Raw genomic sequence first — 19,653 nt, forward strand, 5'->3', positions numbered from 1 at the left:
TCGCCCGGGAAACCGGCGCTCAGACGGGTACCACGGCGCGCAACCGGAACCGGCCGTCGTCCACCACGCCGGCGGTGAGCTCGCCGCCGAGGTCGGCCACCCGGTGGGACAGGTTGCCGATGCCGCTGCCCGACGCGGTGCCGGGCCGCGCGGCTCCGTCGTCCGCCGGATCGGCCGGGGTGACCGGGGTGACCGGGCGCGGGCCGGACCGCTCGACGCCGTCGTTGACGATCTCGAGGCTGACTCCGCCGTCGACCCGGTGCAGGGCGATCTCGCAGGTCTCCACCTGGCTGTGCCGGAGCACGTTCGTGACGCCCTCCCGCAGCACCACCGCCAGTACCGTGCGGACCGGCGCGGGCAGCTCGTCCTGGAGCATCTCCATCCGGACCTGAACGTCGGCGGCGGCGAGCACGGAGCGGGCCGAGCGGGATTCGCTGTCCAGGGACAGCTCCCGGTAGCCGCTGGCCACCGAGCGCACGTCGGAGAGAGCCTGCCTGGTCAGGCCCAGGATCTCGACCAGCTCCTCGGTCGCCCGGTCGCGGTCCAGTGGCAGCACCCTGGCCGTCAGCTCGCTCTTGAGCGCGATCGCCGAGAGGCTCATGCCGAGCAGGTCGTGCAGGTCGCGGCCGAAGCGCAGGCGCTCCTCGGCGACCGCGGTCTCGGCCAGCCGCCGCCGGCTGTGGTTGAGCTCGGCGACCAGCCGGACCAGCCACAGCATGCCGAACACGATGAGCCCGACCATCACCGTGCCGGCGGAGAACGCCACCGCGTAGAGGGCATCGTCGCCGGCCTGCCCTGCGACGTACTGGAGCCAGAGGTAGAAGCCGGCGTTCGCGGCGAAGACCAGCCAGCCGGCGACCGGGGGCAGGACCAGCAGCGCGCAGCCCATGAGCAGCGACGGCCAGCTCACCCAGTCCCCTTGCAGCGGCAGCATCGGGAGGTAGATCAGGCAGGCCTGGACGAACAGCATCGCGATGCTCTGGCCCGAGCGCAGCCGGGTGGAGGGGCGGTTGAAGTAGGCGAACTGCAGGGTCAGCAGCGCCGCCAGCGACCCGGCGACGAGCGCGATGTGCCAGCCGTTCGTGGTCAGCAGGAGCGCGTGCACGACGGCCATGAGGCCGAACAGGGTGAAGATGACCGGCAGGAGCACCCGGACTCGCTTCGACTCCGCGTCGACCGGCTGGGTGCTGTCGTCGGTGGACGGCGGCTCGACCCGGTCCGGCAGCGGCAGCTCGACGAGCAGCCGGAACCGGCCGTCCTCGCCGATACCGCTGCGCACGGTCCCGCCCAGCGCGGCCACCTCGTCCGGCAGCCGGGCGAGCAGCTCGGACTCCGTGGGCAGGTCGTCGGGGCTCACGCCGTCGTTGACGATCTCCAGCGACACCCGGCCGTCCCGCTGCTGGACCGCGATTTCGCAGTGTTCGACGTCGCTGTGGCGCAGGACGTCGGTGACGCCCTCCTGCAGCACCTTGGCGAGCAGGGTGCGCGCCTGGACCGGCAGGTCGCCCTGGTCCAGGTGGATCCGCACGGCGATGTCGGAGGCGGTCAGCAGCGACTGGGCGGTGCGGAACTCCTTCTCGAGCGACACGCGGTAGCCGTGGGACATCGCGCGGACGTCGGAGAGCGTGCGCTGCGCGATGGCGGTGATCTCGGCGAGCTCGGCCTGCGCCTGCTCGCTCGACTTGCGCATCAGGCGGTACACCAGCTCACCCTTGAGGGCGATGGCCGAGAGGCTTATGCCGAGGAGGTCGTGCAGGTCCCTGGCGAAGGCCAGGCGCTGCTCGGCGACCGCGCGGCGGGCGAGCTCCGTCCGGGCCAGGTTCAGCTCGCGGATCATCCGGGCGACCAGAGGAAGCTGGGCGAAGACCAGGCTGTAGGCGGCGACGCCGAGGACGGTGTAGACCGACTCCAGCGGAGTGTCGTAGCGCAGCTCGATCCACAGCACCGCGGCGAGGTTGAGGCCGAAGAGGGGCCACGCGAACCAGGCGGGCAGCACCAGCACCACCGCGCCGCCGAAGAAGACCGGCATCGCCGCCCACACGGCGTCGAAGGTGAGGACCGGCACGTAGCCCAGCAGGGCCAGCACGACCAGCAGGACCCGGCTGGTCCTCGTGTCGAGGCGGACCGACGGCCTGCTGAAGTGGAGCAGCTGGATGGCGAGGAGCAGCGCGACCGCGAGGATGGCGTAACCGGCCGCGACCGGGCTCACCTCCTGGGGGATGAGGCCGACGAGCAGCACGGCCCCGAAGCCGGCGACGACCACGGTGATGAGCGAGCCGGCGAGGTAGGTCGCCAGCTTGGGCCGCCGGTCGACCGCGCTCGTGCCCCAGGGCACGGAAAGGGCGCCCGAGCGGTTCGAGTCGACGACCGGAGACATGCGCAACGATCCTCCGGTGTCGTGGCGTCGCACGGAGTGGGTTCGGTGACCCGGGCTGAGCTCGGTCTGCATGCTTCCGGCCAATCCTATCTCATCCCGTCGGCTCGTATGACCAATTCGGCCCGAAGCAGGCCGCCCCTGTACTGCACGTAACCGTTGTTACCAAGCCATTCGGCCGTGACTGTGGCCGGATCGGCACAGTCGGCGAAGAGTGGCCGTGCCGCCGTGCGTCCGGCTCCGGCCGAACGTCCGGTCCACTTCGTCAGCCGCGGCCCCGGCCCCGCGCGACACCGGCCGGCGCGAGGAAATCCAGGTACGGCACCGCGATCGAGCCGGTGCGCGGCACGGATCGCCCGTCCTGGCGGAAGAAGCTCAGGCCGGGACCGTCGTCGTGCTCCCCGGGGCCGGCGCCCTCGAGGCGGCGCGTCGCCGGGAAGCCCGCGTCGAACCCCGTGTCCACCGCCGAATACACCGGCAGGTCCCACCCGGAGTGCCTGCGGTCCTGCTCGACCTTCGTGCAGGGGGCGTGGGAAACGATTACCAGGCGGGTGTCCCGGGTGTGCAGCGCGGCCGAAAGCTCTCCGGCGGGGGCGACGGCGGCGGGCCGGCTGCGATCGGGGACGGTGTGGTGCGCCACGAACCGTCGATGCCCGTCGAACAACCCCGTCAAGGTGACCGTGCCCGCGGGCCCGGCGAACCGGTACGCCCCGGCCGGCACGGGGCGTGGCCCGGGGTCCGGCCTGCCGGGTGAGGCCGGGCAGCGCCGGTTCGGTCATGATCGCCTCCTGGGTACGGTGTGCCGGTGCCCACCGCGCATTCTGCGCCCGGACGCCGGGTCAGGTCACCGGTTCGCGAGCGGGCAGAGCAAGGTGGGAGACGCGGGCCGCCGGGCGCGGCCGCGGGCCGGGCCCTAGGCTCGCGGCCATGGCGAAGTACTTCGACGTGCACCCGGACAACCCCCAGCGGCGCGCCATCGGCCAGATCGCGGACCTGGTGCGGCGCGACGGGCTGATCGCCTACCCGACCGACTCGTGTTACGCGCTCGGGTGCCGGCTCGACAACCCCGAGGGCCTCGACCGCATCCGGGCGATCCGCAAGCTCGACCGGCGGCACCACTTCACGCTGGTCTGCCAGGACTTCGGGCAGCTGGGCCAGTTCGTGCACGTGGACAACGCGGTCTTCCGGGCGATCAAGGCGGCGACGCCGGGCAGCTACACGTTCATCCTGCCGGCCACCAAAGAAGTGCCGCGACGGCTGATGCACGACAAGAAGAAGACCGTCGGCGTCCGCATCCCGGCACACGTGGTCACCCAGGCGCTACTGGCCGAATTGGGCGAACCGCTGGTGTCCAGCACGCTGCTGCTGCCGGACGTGCCGGAACCGCTGACGCAGGGCTGGGAGATCAAGGACGAGCTCGACCACGTGCTCGACGCGGTCGTGGACTCCGGTGACTGCGGGGTCGAGCCGACCACGGTGGTCGACTTCTCCTCGGGGGAGGCGGAGATCGTCCGCCGCGGCGCGGGCGACCCGGACCGCTTCGCCTGATCAGTCCGCTTCGGACGTCCACAGTGGATTTCGGTGCTGCTGCACCAGCTCCAGCCATCGGCGGGCGCGCGGCCCGGCGGCTTCGACGGCCAGCCCGGCGGCCGGGCGACGACCGGTGAACAGCAGGCAGAAGTCTTCGGCACGGCCGGAGATCCGGTCCGCCGCGTCGGCGGGGCCGAATTCCCAGAGCGTCCCCGACGGCGCGGTCAGCTCGAACCGGAGCTGACCGGCGGGCGGCCCGCCGTGCCCGGCGTAGACGTCGCCGCTGGTGCGGACGCCGTAGTAGGCGACGTGGCCGATGGCGTCGTCGCGCGGGAGCCGGGCGCCGAGGACGTCGGCGATGTTCTGGCCGCGGGCGAACAGGACCGTCAGCAGCGCCGCCGCCAGCAGGGACGGCCGCAGCGGGCCACCGGGCCACGGGACGTCCCCGGCCGCGGTGGCCAGCAGCTCGACGGCCTTGCGGTGTTCCGACCGCCAGGCGAGCACCGCGTCGCCGAGCAGGCCGGCGTCGGTGATCCGGGGAGCGGTCCCGGTCCCGGTGCCCTCCACGGCCAGGACGACCCGCCGCGCGACGACCGTCAGTTCGGCGAGGTGGGCGGCGACCGCGCGGGCGGACGGCAGCGGCAAGGCTCCCGCGTGGGCGTGCACCAGGTCCGCGAGGGCGTCCGCCTCGGCCTCCAGATCGGCGTACACGTCGGACATGGGTGCGGCCTCCGTGGCTGATCGGGCGCTGAGGTGTCGATGCTGCTCCCGGGCCGCCGCCGCGGGCGACTCGTGGGTTGCGGTCCCGGATCGGCTATGTTCGGGACCGGCAAGGCCGGATCCGGGGAGGACACGTGAAGTACCTGCTGGCGATGTACATGAACCCCGACGTCTGGGAGGCGCTGTCCGAGCAGGACAGGGACGAGGTGATGAGCGGCCACGGCGAGTTCATCCGCCGGATCCGGGAGTCCGGGGAGATGATCAGCACCCAGGCCCTCGACGCCCCGGCCCGCAGCGCCGTCGTCCGGGTGACCGACGGGGTCCCGGCGGTGACCGACGGGCCGTTCATCGAGTCGAAGGAGTTCCTGGCCGGGTTCTACCTGGTCGAGTGCGCCTCGCCCGAGCGCGCCCACGAGGTGGCCGCGATGATCCCGGACGCCGGGATCAAGGGGCTCGGCATCGAGGTCCGGCCGGTGGTGTTCTTCGCCGACGCCGAAACCGAATCCGGGTTCACCGGCGGGTGAGCGCGTCCGTCGGGGAGCGCCTGCGGCCGCTGGTGCCCCAGGTGCTCGGTGCGCTCGTGCGCCGGTACGGCCAGTTCGACGCGTGCGAAGACGCCGTCCAGGAGGCACTGCTCGCCGCGTCGCAGCAGTGGCCCGCCGACGGCGTGCCGGACAACCCGTATGGCTGGCTCGTCGCCGTCGCGACCCGGCGGCTCACCGATCACTGGCGCAGCGAAAGCGCGCGGCGGCGGCGGGAGGAGTCCGTCGCGGTCCGCGAGCCGGTGGTGGCGCCCGGGCCGGACGACGACCGGCCGTCCGACGAGGACGACTCGCTGACCCTGCTCTTCCTCTGCTGCCACCCGGCGGTCTCCCCGCCCTCGCAGGTCGCGCTGACGCTGCGCGCGGTCGGCGGGCTGACCACGGCGCAGATCGCCAAGGCCTTCCTCGTGCCCGAAGCCACCATGACCCGGCGCATCACGCGGGCGAAGGAGAGCATCGCGGCGGCAGGCTCGACGTTCGGCGAACCGGATCCGGCCGACCGCGCGGAGCGGCTCCGGGTCGTGCTGCAGGTGCTGTACCTGATCTTCAACGAGGGCTACGCGGCCACGTCCGGGACGGACCTCCAGGCTCCCGAGCTGGCGCGCGAAGCGATCCGCCTGACCCGCGGGGTGCACGCGCTGCTGCCGGACGACGGCGAGGTGGCGGGCCTGCTCGCACTGATGCTCCTGACGGACGCACGCCGGCCCGCGCGGGTCGGTCCCGAAGGCGAACTGGTCCCGCTCGCCGAGCAGGACCGCGGGCGGTGGGATCGGGCGATGATCGCCGAGGGCGCCGGCCTGGTCCGCCGTACGCTGGGCCGCCACCCGGTCGGCCCCTACCAGGTGCAGGCGGCCATCGCCGCGCTGCACGACGAAGCGCCCAGCGCGGAGACCACGGACTGGCCGCAGATCGTCCAGCTCTACGCGGTGCTCCAGGAGCTCGCGCCGAGCCCGGTGGTCACGCTGAACCAGGCGATCGCGATCGCGATGGCGGAGGGGCCGGAACGGGGGCTGGAGCTGCTGGCCACCCTGGCGGACGACAGCCGGATGAAGCAGAGCCACCGCCTCGACGCGACCCGGGCCCACCTGCTGGACCTGGCCGGCGACCACGAAGCCGCCCGAACCCACTACCGCCGCGCGGCGGAGGCGACCGCGAGCCGGCCCGAGCAGCGTTATCTGCTGGGGCGGGCCGATCGGCTGGGGTGACTCGCGCGCGTGGCCGGGCCGAGCGGTTGCCGCGGCCCGGCACGGCACTGTCCTCAGTGGACGACGATGCCCTCCTGCGGTGAAGGTGCCGCGGTGACGCGGGAGAGCCGGGCGAACAGCTCCAGGCCGGCCGGCCTGGAGCTGTTCGCGATGCGGCCCGTGCGGACCGCCTCCGCGGCGCTCGTCCGGCCGCCGATCACGTCGAGGAGGACCCGGCCGCGGTCGTGCCGCTCACCGACGAGCTACATCGCGCGGGCCACTCCGCAGAACTGGCCACAGGTACGGGTCTGTGCGGTCATCGGTCCTCACTTCATGCGGTGGGGTGGAACTGGTTGTTGTGGTCGCCCTCGGAGATGAGCTCGCGGTGCAGCAGCTGCAGGTCGTCGCACGGCTCGACGCCCAGCTCCTCGGCGAGCCGGCGGCGCAGGTCGCGGTACACGGCCATCGCGTCGGACCGGCGGCCACTGCGGCCCAGCACCCGCATCAGCTGCCCGTGCAGTGCTTCGTCCAGCGGGTTGCCCCCGGTCAGCGACCGCAGCTCGCCGATCAGCTCGCGGTGCCGTCCGCTGGCGATCTCCGCCTCGACCAGCAGGTGCAGCGTGGTGCGGTGCTGCTCGGCCAGCTGGGTCACGTACGACTGCAGCACTGGTCCACAAGAGACGTTCGCCAGCGGCGGGCCCGACCACAGGTCCAGCGCCTCGCGGAACCGGCCCGCCGCGTCGTCGTGCCGCCCGTTCCGTTGCAGGACCTGCCCTTCTTGCTGCAGCCGGTCGAAGCGGAAGACGTCCACCTGCGCGGGGTCGATGCGGAAGACGTAGCCCGGGTTCTTGGTGACGAGCATGTCGTCGGGGTTCTCCGCGAGCCCGTTCTGCTGGATGCACCGCCGCAGATGGTAGACGTAGGTGTGCAGGGTGGTCCGCACCGTGCGGATCGGGTCGCTGGCCCACAGCTCCTGCATGATCGAGTCGGCGTGGACCAGCCGGCCCGGCCGGACCACCAGCAAGGCCAGCAGCTGCAGGACCTTCGGTGTCGTCGGCGCGTAGTCGACGCCGTCACGCAGGAGGCCGAGCGGGCCGAGGACAGTGAAGCGGACGACACTTTCGGATGGTTCCCGTGGCCGCGGGGCTGCCCCGGCCGCTAGCCTAGTTTCGGAGTACATTGCCGAACGCCTCCAATGTGCAGCCGTGTGCCGGCTCCCCAGTAGTGCCGCGTCAGGATCGATGTACTCCCGATGTACCGTCGATCCCCCGGCTGTCCACACTCGAATGTGACAGAGCGGCCGGGGTGCGGCCAGTGAGCCGCCCACCAGAGTCGAACTGTGTTTCTCCGCCCGGACCCGTGCGTTCCGCACTTTTCGCGGCCGCGTGCCGCGGACTCCCGGCCCGGCCGGATTGGCCGTCCGGATCATGCCGCCCGGCCGGGCGAACGGCGGAAGGCCGGTGCTCACTCGCCGTGTCGGAGCAGCTTTCACAACGGATTCGTGCGAAGTGCACGACGGGGGCCGTGCCCTTCGCACGGGTTCGGCGTTCCCCGCCGACAGCGCCTTTTCCGGTCTCCGTCGAGGCTCGATCGGTCGTCCACCGACCCGCGACATCCGGCGTCTTACCTGGCGGCGAGGGAAATCCAAGCGGAGGAATTCGAGGTTGGACTGATGATCTTGCGATCGGTTTCGTCCCCGGGGGCGCAGCGGGAGGCCGGCGAGCCACCGGAGAACGCGGACCGGCTCAGACGCGAACAAGCCGTCCAGCCGGCGATCCTGCGGGCGATCGAGCTGCTGCTCGAACGCTACTTCGAGCCCATCACCCTGTCGGCACTGGCCGCCGAGGTGTACGTGAGCCCCTTCCACTTCTCGCGCATCTTCGCGAAGGCGACCGGGGTCACCCCGGGCCGGTTCCTGACAGCCGTGCGCCTGTTCGAGGCGAAACGGCTGCTGCTGACCACTTCCCTGACCGTGTCGGACATCGTCTGCAGCGTCGGCTACAGCAGCGTCGGCACCTTCACCAGCCGGTTCGTCCGGGCCGTCGGCATGACGCCGACCGAGTACCGCGAACCGGACGTCGGCGAGCTGCTCGTCGCGCACTCGGCGTACTTCCAGCGGCTGCCGTCGCAGCAGTCGCTGCGCGAAGCCGGCTGCGCTTCGCAGCCGATGGGCACCGGCCACCTGGACGTCGACCTGGTGCTGCCGGACGACGCGGCCCCGGCCACCGTTCTCGTCGGCGTGTTCGCCGACAACGTGCCGCAGCGCGGCCCGGTCGCCTTCGGCGGCTCGGCCAACACCCGGTCCGGGCGGTTGACCGTGCACGGCGTGCCGGAGGGCAACTGGACAGTGATTGCGATCGCCGACCACAGCATGCACGCCAAGAGCGGCCCCGCTTTCACGGTCGGGACCGCCTCGGCCGCCGTGTCGCCGTTCGACCCGCCGGGCGTCACCGTCCGGCTGCGGCGGCCCGCGCTGACCGACCCGCCGATCGCGTTCACCCTGGCGTCCCGGCCGACGCCGTCGAGCCGGCAGCAGTTCGCCACGCAACGGCCGCACCTGCGCGCCGTCGCCTGAGCCCCTTCCCCCGACCGACAGGAAGATCCGGATGTCGACTCTGCTCGGCGTGCTGCGCAAGCGCGTGCTCGCTCCCTCCCTCGCGTCCGTCGGCTTCGCCGAGCGCGGGTTCCCGGTGGTGCACACCGACGCCACGGCCCGCCTGGAAGCGGTGCCGCAGGCGGTCGTGTGCGGGTTCGAATGGGCCATCGAAGGCGCGTCGCTGTGGGAGATCGAGCGGCGCCTCGCGCTGATCGAGCCCGAACAGCGCGGGTTCGCCTACGAGGGCGCGACGATGGGCTACTCCATCCTCGACGCCATGCCCGGCGGCGGCTCGGACCGGACCCGCGAGCTGCTCGAAGGACCGGGCCGCCCGCACATCTTCCTGACCTACATCGGGATCGGGTTCGCGATGGCGCGGCTGCCGCGTCCACTGTGGAAGAAAATGCTGCCCGAGCTGACCGGGGTGGCCTACCACCCGGTGATGAGCTGGCTCGCCGTCGACGGCTACGGCTTCGACCGCGCCTACTTCGACACCGGGAAGTGGGTGGAGCGGCAGGCCGCCCCGGAGCCCTACCCGTGGGCCGGCCGCCCGGAGTACTTCCCCCGCGCGTTCGACCAGGGGGTCGGCCGCGCGCTGTGGTTCATCCACGGCGGGAACCCGGACGCGGTGGCCGCCGCGGCCGGCCGGTTCGCCGAGCACCGGCGGGCCGACCTGTGGAGCGGGATCGGGCTCGCCGCGACGTTCGCGGGCGGCAGTGACGAGCTCGGGCTGGCGCGGCTGCGCCGGGCGGCCGGCGGGTACCACGACGAGCTCGGCCTGGGCGTGGTGTTCGCGGTGAAGGCGCGGACCTATTCCGGGTACGTCCCGGCGCACACCCACCTCGCGTGCGGTGCCCTGGTCGACCTGACCGTGCAGGAAGCGCAGAACCTGGCCGACCGCACCGAGCGCGCGGACGGCGACGACGGGCCGGTGCCGCCCTACGAGCTGTGGCGGGAGCGCATCCGGGAAGAGCTCCGTCCCGCCGCCGCGCGACGGGCGAGCTGAGCGGTGATCTCACGCAACCGTGGAGTAGACCGCCGACCAGCGGATCTGTGACCGTGGAACAGACGAGCAGAACCAAGTCTCATTCGACCCGTTAGGGGGAGAGTGCGTTGGGCAATGGCTGGCGCGCGCTCAGACGCCGCATCCTGACACCGAACGTTTCGGAGACCTCGCTGGAAAAGCGGGGCTTCCACCGGAAGAGCCCAGCCGCTCAAGAACGGCTCGAGACGATCGGGGAGAAGTTCCTCCTCGGGTACGCACACGCGGTCGAGGCGCGTTCGGTCGAGCAAGCCGAAGAATGGCTCGAGCGCATCCCACCGCAGTTCCGCGGCTTCGCCTACGAAGGCGCGGGAATGGGGTACGGCGTCCTCGACGGGCTGCCGTTCGGCAAGAGCACGAACATCGCCGAATTCCTGGCCGGACCCGGTGAGAAGCACGACTACATCATCTACGTCGGGGTCGGCTGGGCCATGTGCCGGCTCCCGCGGTTCGCGTGGCCGAAGGCCTCGGCGTTCGACCCGCTGCTGCGCTGGCTCGTGCTCGACGGCTACGGCTTCCACCAGGCGTACTTCAAGACCGACCAGTACATCCGGCAGCAGTACCAGGAGCCGGGTTTCTCGTGGCCGGACAAGCGCTACGACGGGTACGCGTTGCGCGCCATCGACCAGGGCATCGGCCGGGCGCTGTGGTTCATCTGCGGTACCGACGTCGAGCTGGTGACGAAGACGATCGAGGAGTTCCCCGAGTCGCGCCACGGCGACCTGTACGCCGGGGTCGGGCTGGCCTCGACCTACGCGTGCGGCGTCACGGCCGACGAGCTGCGGGAACTGGTCGACCGGGCCGGCATCCACCACGGGCCGCTGGCGCAGGGAAGCGCGTTCGCGGCCGAGTGCCGGGTGCGCTCGGGCCTGATGATCCCGGAGACCGAGATGGCGGCCCGGGCGATCTGCGGGCTCCCGGCCGAGCGCGCGGCGGCCATCACCCAAGAGGTCCGGCCGGAGGTGGTCGTCGACGGCGACGACGTCCCGGCGTTCGAAACCTGGCGGCGGCGGATCGCCGAGGAAGTCCTGACGCACGGAGGTGTGCACGAATGACCGCGACCTTGGGCCGGCTGCTGCGCAAGCAGCTGGCGGGCATCGTGGCGCTGGCGCTGATCTTCACCCTGTTCCTGGTCGCGCGCCTGCCCAGCGTCTCCGCCGCCGAGCAGGACTCGATGGCGAGCAAGTTCCACTTCACCCCGATGTCGATCGCGCTGCCCGCGGCGAAGAAGGCGCAGTCGATCCGCACGGTGAACAAGCAGTACAAGGACATCGCCGCGTGGATCTCCTCGGTCGGCGCCGCGATCGCGCTCAACGACATCAGCGGCAGCGGCAAGGCCAACGACCTCTGCCTGGTCGACACCCGCAGCGACCAGGTCGTCATCACGCCGTCGCCGGACTCGGGCCCGCGGTACGCGCCCTTCGAGCTCGACCCCGCGCCGGTGCTGCCGACGTGGGACTACATGGCGCCGATGGGCTGCGTCCCCGGTGACTACAACGAAGACGGCCGGACCGACGTGCTGGCCTACTACTGGGGCCGCACGCCGGTGCTGTTCCTGCAGAAGGCCACCGCGGCGAAGTTCGACGCGGCCGCGTTCCAGCCGGTCGAGCTGGTGGCGGGCAACCACCGCGGCCCGGACGGGAAGTACAACGGCCCGATGTGGAACACCGACTCCGCCACCATCGGCGACTTCGACGGTGACGGGCACGTCGACATCTTCATCGGGAACTACTTCCCGGACAGCCGGGTCCTCGACCCGAACGCCGACGGTGGCATCACGATGAACCAGTCGATGTCGCACGCGCTGAACTCGGGCGCGAAGTACATCTACCGCTGGACCGGCGCCGCGTCCGGCGCGAACCCGAGCGCGCAGTACGTCGATGCTTCGCAGGGCATCCCGGAAGTCGCCCGCTACGGCTGGACGCTGGCCTCCAGCGCGACCGACATCGACGGCGACAGCCTGCCGGAGCTCTACATCGCCAACGACTTCGGGCACGACCGGCTGCTCTACAACAAGTCCACGCCGGGTCACATCGAGCTCGCCGAGGTCACCGGCGTCCGCGGCATCACCGACCCGAAGTCGAAGGTGCTGGGCAACGACTCCTTCAAGGGCATGGGCGTCGACTTCGGCGACCTGAACCACGACGGGCTCTACGACCTGTTCGTCAGCAACATCACCACGTCGTGGGGCATCGAAGAGTCGAACTTCCAGTTCATGAACACCGCGAAGAACACCATGGACCTGCGCAAGCAGCTGCAGGACGGGGTCGCGCCGTTCGACGACGTCAGCGGCAGCCAGGGGACCGCCTGGTCCGGCTGGGGCTGGGACGTCAAGATCCAGGACTTCAACAACGGCGGCGAGAACCAGATCGCGCAGGCGACCGGGTTCGTCAAGGGGCAGGTCAACCGCTGGCCGAACCTGCAGGAGCTGGCCACGGCACACGACGGCATGCTGTCCAACCCGCTCTGGTGGCCGAACGCCCGCGCCGGTGACGACATCGGCGGCGACCACACCCTGCACTTCTTCGTGAAGAGCGCGGACGGCCGGTACACCGACCTCGCGCCGCAGCTGGGGCTGGCGGTCCCGGTGCCCACCCGCGGCATCGCCGTCGGCGACACCGACGGCGACGGCCTGCCCGAGTTCGCGGTGGCGCGGCAGTACGAGGCGCCGATCTTCTACCACAACGACAGCCCGAACCCGGGCAAGTACCTGCAGCTGAAGCTGTTCACCGACGCCCCGGTGGCGCCCGGCCCGCTGCCCGCGGCCGGCCCGCCCGCGATCGGCGCCCAGGCCACCGTGACAACGGCGGACGGCAAGAAGTACCTCGGCCGGGTCGACGGCAGCAGCGGTGAGGCCGGCCGGCGCAGTTTCGACGTCCAGATCGGCCTCGGGCACGACGTCAGCGGCCCGCTCGACGTGCACCTGCAGTGGCGGGACCGGACCGGGCAGCTGCGGACCCAGAACCTGAAGCTCGAACCCGGTTGCCACATGTACCAGCTCGGCACCACGGCGAAGGAAGCGATGTGACGTGATGGCGACCCCGACTCTGACCAAAGTGGACACCGCGCCACCGAAGCGCACCGACAAGGTCGTCACCGCCTTGCGCCGCTTCGCGATCTCGATCACGATCTTCAACATCGTCGGCTACACCGTGCTCGGCTTCGAGCAGCCGTGGCTGTACCCGTTCGTCGCGCTGGCGACCGCGTACACCACGGAGATCCTGCTCGAAATCATCAACGCCCGCGTCACCTCGCGCGCGGTCCGCTTCAAGGGCAACGGGTTCAAGGGGCTCATGGAGTTCCTGCTCCCGGCGCACATCACCGGGCTCGCGCTGAACATGCTGACCTACGTCAACGACCGGATCCTCGTGATGATCTTCGGCGTGGTCGTCGCGGTCGGCGCGAAGTGGATCCTGCAGGCACCGGTGTACGGCCGGATGCGGCACTACATGAACCCGTCGAACTTCGGCATCACGATCATCCTGCTCGTGTTCCCGTGGGCGAGCATCGCCCCGCCGTACCACTTCACGGAGCAGATCCCCACCTGGGGCGGCTGGCTGATCGTCGGCATCATCCTCGTGTCGGGCACGGTGCTCAACGCGCTGCTGACCGGCCGGATGTTCCTCATCGCGGGCTGGCTGAGCTTCTTCGTCATCCAGGCCGTCGTCCGCGGCTGGCTCTTCGGCACGTCGATCCCCGGCGCGCTGGCGATGGCCACCGGTGTCGCGTTCGTGCTCTACACCAACTACATGGTGACCGACCCGGGCACGTCGCCGTCGAAGCCGGGTTCGCAGTTCGCCTTCGGGGCCGGGGTGGCGCTCGCGTACGGCTTCTTCACCGCCGTGCACGTGGCCTACGGGCTCTTCCTGGCCACCGCGACCGTCTGCCTGATCCGCGGCATGTTCCTGTGGGCCCTGCACTTCTCGAACAAGGCGCGGATCAAGTTCGAGGCCGAGCAGGCCGAGCAGAAGGCGAACCTGGAGCTCGCGCCCGCGCCGGCGGAAGCGGGCGACGAGAAGCCGGGAGCCGTCGCGGCATGACCGGCCGCCAGCACCGAGCCCGGGCGGCGCACCCCGCGCCGCCCGGGCCGCCGCGCCGGGCGACCCTCCGGTTGCTGAAGCAGCTCTTCACCGACCGGCTCGCGCTCATGGGCGACAACGCCGAGGCCTACGGTGACGTCGTCCGCATCGCCATCGGCCCGAAGGCGATGTACCTGGTGAACCACCCGGACCTCGCGAAGCACGTCCTCGCGGACAACGCCGCGAACTACCACAAGGGCATCGGCCTGCAGGAGGCCCGCCGGGCCCTCGGCGACGGCCTGCTCACCAGCGACGGCGAGACGTGGCGCGAGCAGCGGCGGACCATCCAGCCGGTGTTCCAGCCGAAGCGGATCTCGCGGCAGGCCGCCGTCGTCGCGGCCGAAGTGGACGCGCTGATCCAGCGGCTGGCCGCGCACGACGGGCCGGTCGAGATCCTGCACGAGATGACCGGGCTGACCCTCGGTGTGCTCGGCAAGACGCTGCTCGACGCCGAGCTCGGCGGGTACGAAACGCTCGGCCACTCGTTCGAGGCCGTGCAGGACCAGGCCATGTTCGAGGCGGTCACGCTGAGCGCGATCCCGCAGTGGGTGCCGCTGAAGAAGCAGCTGCACTTCCGCACCGCGCGCGACGACCTGCGCCGGATCGCCGACGAGCTCGTCGAGCAGCGGCTGGCGGACCCGGTCGAGAACGGCGAGGACGTGCTGTCGCGGCTGATCGCGTCCGGGTCCGCGCAGGGTGCGTCGCGCGAACGCATGCGGGACGAGCTGATCACCCTGCTGCTGGCCGGGCACGAGACGACGGCGAGCACGCTCGGCTGGGCGTTCCACCTGATCGACGAGCACCCCGACGTCGGCGAGCGGCTGCACGCCGAAGCCGTCGAAGTGCTGGGTGACCGCCTGCCCGAGCACGAGGACCTGCGCCGGCTCACCTACACCGCGGCCGTGGTCGAGGAAGTCATGCGGCTGTACCCGCCGGTGTGGCTGCTGCCGCGGATCGCCCAGGCCGACGACGAGATCGGCGGGTACCACGTACCGGCCGGCTCCGACGTCGTCGTGGTGCCCTACACGCTGCACCGGCACCCGGGGTTCTGGACCGACCCGGAGCGGTTCGACCCCGGCCGGTTCGATCCGGCGAACCCGGCCGGGCGGCCGCCGCGCTACGCCTACATCCCGTTCGGCGCCGGGCCGAGGTTCTGCATCGGCAACAGCCTTGGCGTGATGGAGGCGGTGTTCGTGCTCGCCATGGCGGCGCGGGACCTGGTGCTGCGGAAGGTGCCGGGCAAGGTCGTCGATCCCGAAGCGATGCTCTCGCTGCGGGTGCGCGGCGGGCTGCCGATGACCGTGCACCGCCGGGAACGGGTGCGGCGGGCCGAGGCCGCCTGAGTTCACTGTGGACATTCGATGAGGAGGTAGGCCGGTGCAACCCGAAGCCACCGAAGAAGAACGCGTCAAGAACCTGACCCTCGAGGCCTACGCGGACACGATCGTGCCGGGGGAGAAGCGGAACGAGGACGACCGGGCGATCGCCGGGGCCGCGCCCGGCCCCGGCGCGGTGGCGGCGGGTGCGCTCGAACTGCTGAACTTCGACGCGACCGGCGTCACCGTCGGCCTGCCCTACCTCGCGCAGTCGCTCAACGATCACGCGAAGGCCTACGCGGGCGAAGCGGAGCTGTCGCTCGATCACGACGTCCCGCCGTTCGTCGCGCTGCCCTACGAGCACCGCCGCGAGCTGGTGCGGCGGCTGACCGCGCCCGGCCACCCGGAGAAGGACGGCTGGGTCAGCCTCGCATTGTTCTGCAACATGGCCTTCGACAGCGCCGCGCACAAGCACACCGCCGACGCCATCCGCGAGGGGCACCCGGGCCTGCTGGCGCTGGGCTACACCGCACCGGACGCCGACGGGTTCTGGCGGTTCCCGAAGTACGGCTACGGCCGCAAGCTGGCCGAGCTCCACCCCGACACCACGCCTTCCGGGAGCCCCGCATGACTGCCATCGACAAGACCGACGTCGTCATCGTCGGCAGCGGCTTCGGCGGGTCCATCCCCGCCTACCACCTCGCCGCCGGCGGGGCCAAGGTCACCGTGCTGGAGCGCGGGCCGTGGCTGGCCTCGGCCGACTTCGAGCACGACTACCTGCTCGGCTCGTCCTACACGCGGGCGTTCGACTTCGTCGTCGGCGACGGGATGAGCGTGCTCGGCGGCAACTGCGTCGGCGGCGGCAGCGTCGTGTACTTCGCCGCGATGCCGCGGGCGCCGAAGTTCGTCTTCGAGCGCCACGGCAGCATCGGGCGCCGGATGTGGCCGTGGGTGATCAACCGCGACTCGCTCGAGCCGTGGTACGACCGGGTCGACGAGTCGCTGCCCGTGTCCAAACAGGACTGGAGTGACGTCTCCTACGCCGGCGGGCTGTGGGCCGCGGCCTGCAACCACTCGGGCCGGACGGCCAACCCGGCGCCGGTCGCGGTCGACAACGACACCTGCGTCAACTGCAACTTCATGATGGCGGGCTGCAAGTTCGACGCCAAGCGCTCGATGCTGACGAACTACCTGCCCGCGGCCCTCTCGCACGGCGCGGAGATCCGCCCGCTGCACGAGGTCCAGCGGCTCGAGCGCACCGACGACGGCGGCTACCGCGTCTACTTCGACCTGATCGACGAAGAGGACTACCGGATCCACACCGGCAGCGGCGTGATCGAGGCGAAGGTCGTCATCATCGCCGCCGGCGCGGGGGCCACCCCGGTGATCCTGCAGCGCTCGGAGGCCGCGCTCGGCACGATGCCGCACGGCGTCGGCCGGTACTTCTCCGGCAACGGTGAGCGGCTCAACACCGCGATCATCGACGAGGACCGCGTCCGCGAGGTGCTGGGACTGTCCCGCGAGGACGGCCCGGTGTACTCGGCCAACCACATCGGCAAGGGCCCGACCGTCGCGAACTGGGACAAGCTCGACGGGTCGCTGCCGGAGTACGAGCGGTACTCGCTGGAGCAGCTGTACTTCCCGCCGGGCCTGGGCACCATCCTCGCCCAGGTGCCCGGCGGCGAGGAGCCGCGCTGGTTCGGGGCGGAGAAGAAGGAAATCCTCAAGCAGTGGGCCAACTGGCTGACGATCTTCCTGATGACCGAGGACGACAACGAAGGCGTGTTCGGCGCCCCGCCGCCCACCGGGAACGCCTACCGGATCTCGCAGCAGATGCTCGGCCGCGGCCCGTTGCGTTACGAGCCGACGACGAACACTCGGCGCGGCTGGGCGCTGGCCGACGCGGACTGCAAGGCGATCATCGAGAAGGACGGCCTGGCGAAGGTCGCGCCGTGGACCAACGACGTCGTCGGGGCGTACACGGTGCACCCGCTGGCGTCCTGCCGGATCGGTGACGACCCGGCGACGTCGGCGCTGTACCCGAACCACGAGCTGCGCAACCACCCGGGCATCTTCGTCACCGACAGCGCGGCGGTGCCGGGCGCGCTGACGGTGAACCCGGCGATGACCATCGCCGCGCTCGCCGAGCGGTCGATCCCGGGCATCGTCCGGGCCCTGCAGGCCCGCGACGTCGACGTCAAGTACGGCGCGCCGGCCCCCGACGGTTCGATCACGGGCCGCCGGGCGGTGTCCAAACTGGACCTGGTCGCCGGGAACTGACGTACCCGGACGGACGACTCGCGTACCTGGACGGACGACACGCGCCCGAGGGGCTGAGGAGGAAGTATGGCGGCGGGGTTGGTGCGGGTTGCCTTGCGGCGGTCGCTGCGGGAGGTGCGCTACGTCGACGTGGTGCGGCCGCGGCGGGCGCGCGGGCTGGTGCGGGAGGTCTACCGGCAGGTCGAGCGGGACTTCGGGATGCTCGCCCCGCCGATCGCGCTGCACTCGGCGTCGCCGGAGGTGCTGGCCGCGGCGTGGCTGATGCTGCGGGAGTCGCTGGTCGCGAGCGGGGCGGCGAGCCGGGCCGGCAAGGAGGCCGTCGCGGCCGCCGTGTCCGCGGCGAACTCGTGCCCGTACTGCGTCGAAGTGCACGCGATGGCGCTCGGGACGCTGGGGGAGCCGGCCGCCGCCGCGGCCATCGAGGCCGGGGACCCCGCGGCCATCCCGGACCGCGGCCTGCGCGCGCTGACGGCGTGGGCGGGCGGTGACGGCGGGCTGCCCGCGGACGTGCCCGAGGACGCCGCGGCGGAGTTCACGGCCGTGGCTGTCGCGTTCCACTACCTCAACCGGGTGGTGAGCGTGTTCCTCGGACCGTCGCCGCTGCCCGAGGCCGTTCCGCCGACGGCGCGGGCGAAGGCCAAGGCCGTGCTGGGCTTCCTGCTCAAGCCGGGTGCCGCGCCGCCGGCCGGGCAGGCGCTGGACCTGCTGCCCGCCGCGCCGGCACCGAAGCCGGGCGAGACGCTGTCCGACGCTTTCTCGCGTGCCGCGGCGGCGATCGAGGCCGCCGGGGAACGCTCGGTGCCGTCCCGGGTCCGGGAGCTCGTCCGCCGGGAACTCAAGGCGTGGGACGGGACACCGCCCGGGCTGAGCCGCGCGTGGGTGGAGCCGGTCCTGGCCGAACTCCCGGCGGAGGAACGCGCTGCCGGCCGGGTCGCCCTGCTGACCGCCCGATCCGCCTACCAGGTGACGGCCGCCGACATCGCCGCGTTGAGTCCGGAAAGGACGGACGACCGCGAGGTGGTCGAGCTGGTGTCGTGGGCGGCGCTCACCGCGGCCGTGGCGGCGGGCGACCGGCTTCCACTCCGCCCGCGAAGAGAAGACTTCCCAGGTCGCAACGGTGATGATCGATCAGGAGAAGATGTCGCATCGGGGAAAGGACAGACAGGTGACTGACACCACGGGCGTGATCGCCGACCTGACCGCCGAGGCTGCCGAGGTGGACGCGCTCGTCGCGGGGCTCACCGAGGCGGAGTGGGACACCCCCACGCCCGCGCCGGGTTGGACCGTCCGCCACCAGATCGCGCACCTCGCGTTCATCTTCCGCATCGCGGGGCTGTCGGCGGCGCAGCCGGAGGCGTTCGTCGCCATGACGAAGTCGCTGTCCGGCGGGTTCGAGGCCGCGGTCAACGCCGCGCTGGAGGACTACGTCCACGACCCGGCCGAGGTGCTCCTGACGCGCTGGCGGGCCGAGCGGGACGCGGGGCTCAAGGCCCTCGCGGCCGTGCCCGGGAACCAGCTGGTGCCGTGGCTGGTGAACCCGCTGCCGCCGTACGTGCTGGCGTGCGCGGGGATGATGGAGGTGTTCGCCCACGGCCAGGACGTCGCCGACGCGCTCGGCGTGCGCCGCGAGCGCACCGACCGGATCCGGCACATCGCCGGGTTTTCCGTTCGGGTCCGGGACTTCGGCTACGAGGCGCGGAACCTGACGCCGCCCGCGGAAGAGTTCCGGTTCGAGCTCACCGCGCCTTCGGGCGCGCGCTGGGCGTTCGGGCCCGAGGACGCGGCCCAGCGGGTCACCGGCAGTGCCGAGGACTTCTGCCTGCTCGTCACCCGGCGGCGGCACCGCTTCGACCTCGACGTGCGGGCGACGGGCACGCTGGCCGACCAGTGGCTCGACATCGCCCAGGCCTATCGCGGGCCGGCCGGGGCGGGGCGCCGTCCCGGCCAGTTCGACGCCTGAATCCTTTGCGGACATTGCTGGTCGTTGTCC

General features: G+C 71.6%; 18 protein-coding genes. 13 read left to right on the forward strand and 5 right to left on the reverse strand.

Annotated elements, in window-relative coordinates:
- Positions 1–19 precede the first annotated feature (19 nt).
- Together H5965_RS22500 and H5965_RS22505 are read right to left on the reverse strand one after the other, a co-directional pair.
- Entirely contained in the window at positions 20–2,377 is a 2,358-nt protein-coding gene (locus tag H5965_RS22500) for a histidine kinase (protein ID WP_310972065.1), read from the reverse strand.
- Between the two features lie 262 nt (positions 2,378–2,639).
- Complete coding sequence (locus H5965_RS22505; protein WP_310972067.1) at positions 2,640–3,095, reverse strand: DUF899 family protein; 456 nt, start codon at positions 3,093–3,095, stop codon at positions 2,640–2,642.
- 206 nt (positions 3,096–3,301) lie between these two features.
- Between H5965_RS22505 and H5965_RS22510 the strand changes: the two genes are divergently transcribed.
- Positions 3,302–3,922, forward strand: a complete 621-nt coding sequence (locus H5965_RS22510; protein WP_191307835.1) for an L-threonylcarbamoyladenylate synthase — start codon at positions 3,302–3,304, stop codon at positions 3,920–3,922.
- Here the strand turns inward: H5965_RS22510 and H5965_RS22515 are convergent, their stop codons facing one another.
- Positions 3,923–4,624 (reverse strand): wyosine base formation, encoded by a 702-nt coding sequence (locus H5965_RS22515; protein WP_310972068.1) that lies wholly within the window; start codon positions 4,622–4,624, stop codon positions 3,923–3,925.
- Between the two features lie 134 nt (positions 4,625–4,758).
- Between H5965_RS22515 and H5965_RS22520 the strand changes: the two genes are divergently transcribed.
- Positions 4,759–5,148, forward strand: coding sequence for a YciI family protein (locus tag H5965_RS22520; RefSeq protein ID WP_310972070.1), 390 nt, complete (start codon positions 4,759–4,761; stop codon positions 5,146–5,148).
- Positions 5,145–6,371, forward strand: coding sequence for a DUF6596 domain-containing protein (locus tag H5965_RS22525; RefSeq protein WP_310972071.1), 1,227 nt, complete (start codon positions 5,145–5,147; stop codon positions 6,369–6,371). Before H5965_RS22520 ends, H5965_RS22525 begins: the two co-directional genes overlap by 4 nt.
- A 53-nt stretch (positions 6,372–6,424) precedes the next feature.
- On the opposite strand, the gene H5965_RS22530 is transcribed toward H5965_RS22525, so the two are convergent.
- Both H5965_RS22530 and H5965_RS22535 read right to left on the reverse strand, forming a co-directional pair.
- The gene (locus H5965_RS22530) at positions 6,425–6,571 is read right to left on the reverse strand and encodes a hypothetical protein (protein WP_310972072.1); all 147 of its coding nucleotides are present in this window, start codon (positions 6,569–6,571) and stop codon (positions 6,425–6,427) included.
- 110 nt (positions 6,572–6,681) lie between these two features.
- Positions 6,682–7,530: an AfsR/SARP family transcriptional regulator gene (locus H5965_RS22535; RefSeq protein ID WP_310972074.1), complete on the reverse strand. Its 849-nt coding sequence runs from the start codon at positions 7,528–7,530 to the stop codon at positions 6,682–6,684.
- Positions 7,531–8,022: 492 nt separating this feature from the next.
- On the opposite strand from H5965_RS22535, the gene H5965_RS22540 reads away from it, so the two are divergent.
- From H5965_RS22540 to H5965_RS22585, 10 genes are all read left to right on the forward strand, one after another.
- On the forward strand, positions 8,023–8,925 hold the full coding sequence (locus tag H5965_RS22540; RefSeq protein WP_310972075.1) for an AraC family transcriptional regulator: 903 nt from the start codon (positions 8,023–8,025) through the stop codon (positions 8,923–8,925).
- Positions 8,926–8,956: 31 nt separating this feature from the next.
- Positions 8,957–9,952: a DUF1702 family protein gene (locus H5965_RS22545; RefSeq protein ID WP_310972077.1), complete on the forward strand. Its 996-nt coding sequence runs from the start codon at positions 8,957–8,959 to the stop codon at positions 9,950–9,952.
- A 107-nt stretch (positions 9,953–10,059) separates the two neighbouring features.
- The gene (locus tag H5965_RS22550; protein ID WP_310972078.1) at positions 10,060–11,043 is read left to right on the forward strand and encodes a DUF1702 family protein; all 984 of its coding nucleotides are present in this window, start codon (positions 10,060–10,062) and stop codon (positions 11,041–11,043) included.
- Positions 11,040–13,016, forward strand: coding sequence for a VCBS repeat-containing protein (locus H5965_RS22555; protein WP_310972080.1), 1,977 nt, complete (start codon positions 11,040–11,042; stop codon positions 13,014–13,016). The genes H5965_RS22550 and H5965_RS22555 overlap by 4 nt, the downstream gene beginning before the upstream one ends.
- Before the next feature lie 4 nt (positions 13,017–13,020).
- The gene (locus tag H5965_RS22560; RefSeq protein ID WP_310972081.1) at positions 13,021–14,028 is read left to right on the forward strand and encodes an enediyne biosynthesis protein; all 1,008 of its coding nucleotides are present in this window, start codon (positions 13,021–13,023) and stop codon (positions 14,026–14,028) included.
- Entirely contained in the window at positions 14,025–15,410 is a 1,386-nt protein-coding gene (locus H5965_RS22565) for a cytochrome P450 (RefSeq protein ID WP_310972083.1), read from the forward strand. Before H5965_RS22560 ends, H5965_RS22565 begins: the two co-directional genes overlap by 4 nt.
- Before the next feature lie 34 nt (positions 15,411–15,444).
- On the forward strand, positions 15,445–16,014 hold the full coding sequence (locus H5965_RS22570) for a DUF5987 family protein (protein WP_310972085.1): 570 nt from the start codon (positions 15,445–15,447) through the stop codon (positions 16,012–16,014).
- Positions 16,011–17,663, forward strand: a complete 1,653-nt coding sequence (locus H5965_RS22575) for a GMC family oxidoreductase (RefSeq protein ID WP_310972086.1) — start codon at positions 16,011–16,013, stop codon at positions 17,661–17,663. The genes H5965_RS22570 and H5965_RS22575 overlap by 4 nt, the downstream gene beginning before the upstream one ends.
- Positions 17,664–17,729: 66 nt before the next feature.
- Positions 17,730–18,836, forward strand: a complete 1,107-nt coding sequence (locus H5965_RS22580) for a carboxymuconolactone decarboxylase family protein (RefSeq protein WP_310972087.1) — start codon at positions 17,730–17,732, stop codon at positions 18,834–18,836.
- Positions 18,829–19,623 (forward strand): TIGR03084 family metal-binding protein, encoded by a 795-nt coding sequence (locus H5965_RS22585; RefSeq protein WP_310972088.1) that lies wholly within the window; start codon positions 18,829–18,831, stop codon positions 19,621–19,623. The genes H5965_RS22580 and H5965_RS22585 overlap by 8 nt, the downstream gene beginning before the upstream one ends.
- Positions 19,624–19,653 lie beyond the last annotated feature (30 nt).

The sequence above is a fragment of the Amycolatopsis sp. 505 genome (assembly GCF_031625235.1).
Classification (GTDB): Bacteria; Actinomycetota; Actinomycetes; order Mycobacteriales; family Pseudonocardiaceae; genus Amycolatopsis.

Coding starts and splice junctions, on each gene's coding strand:
- H5965_RS22510 (WP_191307835.1), top strand. CDS start 3,302: ATGGCGAAGTACTTCGACGTGCACCCGGACAACCCCCAGCGGCGCGCC.
- H5965_RS22575 (WP_310972086.1), top strand. CDS start 16,011: ATGACTGCCATCGACAAGACCGACGTCGTCATCGTCGGCAGCGGCTTC.
- H5965_RS22515 (WP_310972068.1), bottom strand. CDS start 4,624: ATGTCCGACGTGTACGCCGATCTGGAGGCCGAGGCGGACGCCCTCGCG.
- H5965_RS22540 (WP_310972075.1), top strand. CDS start 8,023: ATGATCTTGCGATCGGTTTCGTCCCCGGGGGCGCAGCGGGAGGCCGGC.
- H5965_RS22555 (WP_310972080.1), top strand. CDS start 11,040: ATGACCGCGACCTTGGGCCGGCTGCTGCGCAAGCAGCTGGCGGGCATC.
- H5965_RS22565 (WP_310972083.1), top strand. CDS start 14,025: ATGACCGGCCGCCAGCACCGAGCCCGGGCGGCGCACCCCGCGCCGCCC.
- H5965_RS22535 (WP_310972074.1), bottom strand. CDS start 7,530: ATGTACTCCGAAACTAGGCTAGCGGCCGGGGCAGCCCCGCGGCCACGG.
- H5965_RS22500 (WP_310972065.1), bottom strand. CDS start 2,377: ATGTCTCCGGTCGTCGACTCGAACCGCTCGGGCGCCCTTTCCGTGCCC.
- H5965_RS22545 (WP_310972077.1), top strand. CDS start 8,957: ATGTCGACTCTGCTCGGCGTGCTGCGCAAGCGCGTGCTCGCTCCCTCC.
- H5965_RS22580 (WP_310972087.1), top strand. CDS start 17,730: ATGGCGGCGGGGTTGGTGCGGGTTGCCTTGCGGCGGTCGCTGCGGGAG.
- H5965_RS22560 (WP_310972081.1), top strand. CDS start 13,021: ATGGCGACCCCGACTCTGACCAAAGTGGACACCGCGCCACCGAAGCGC.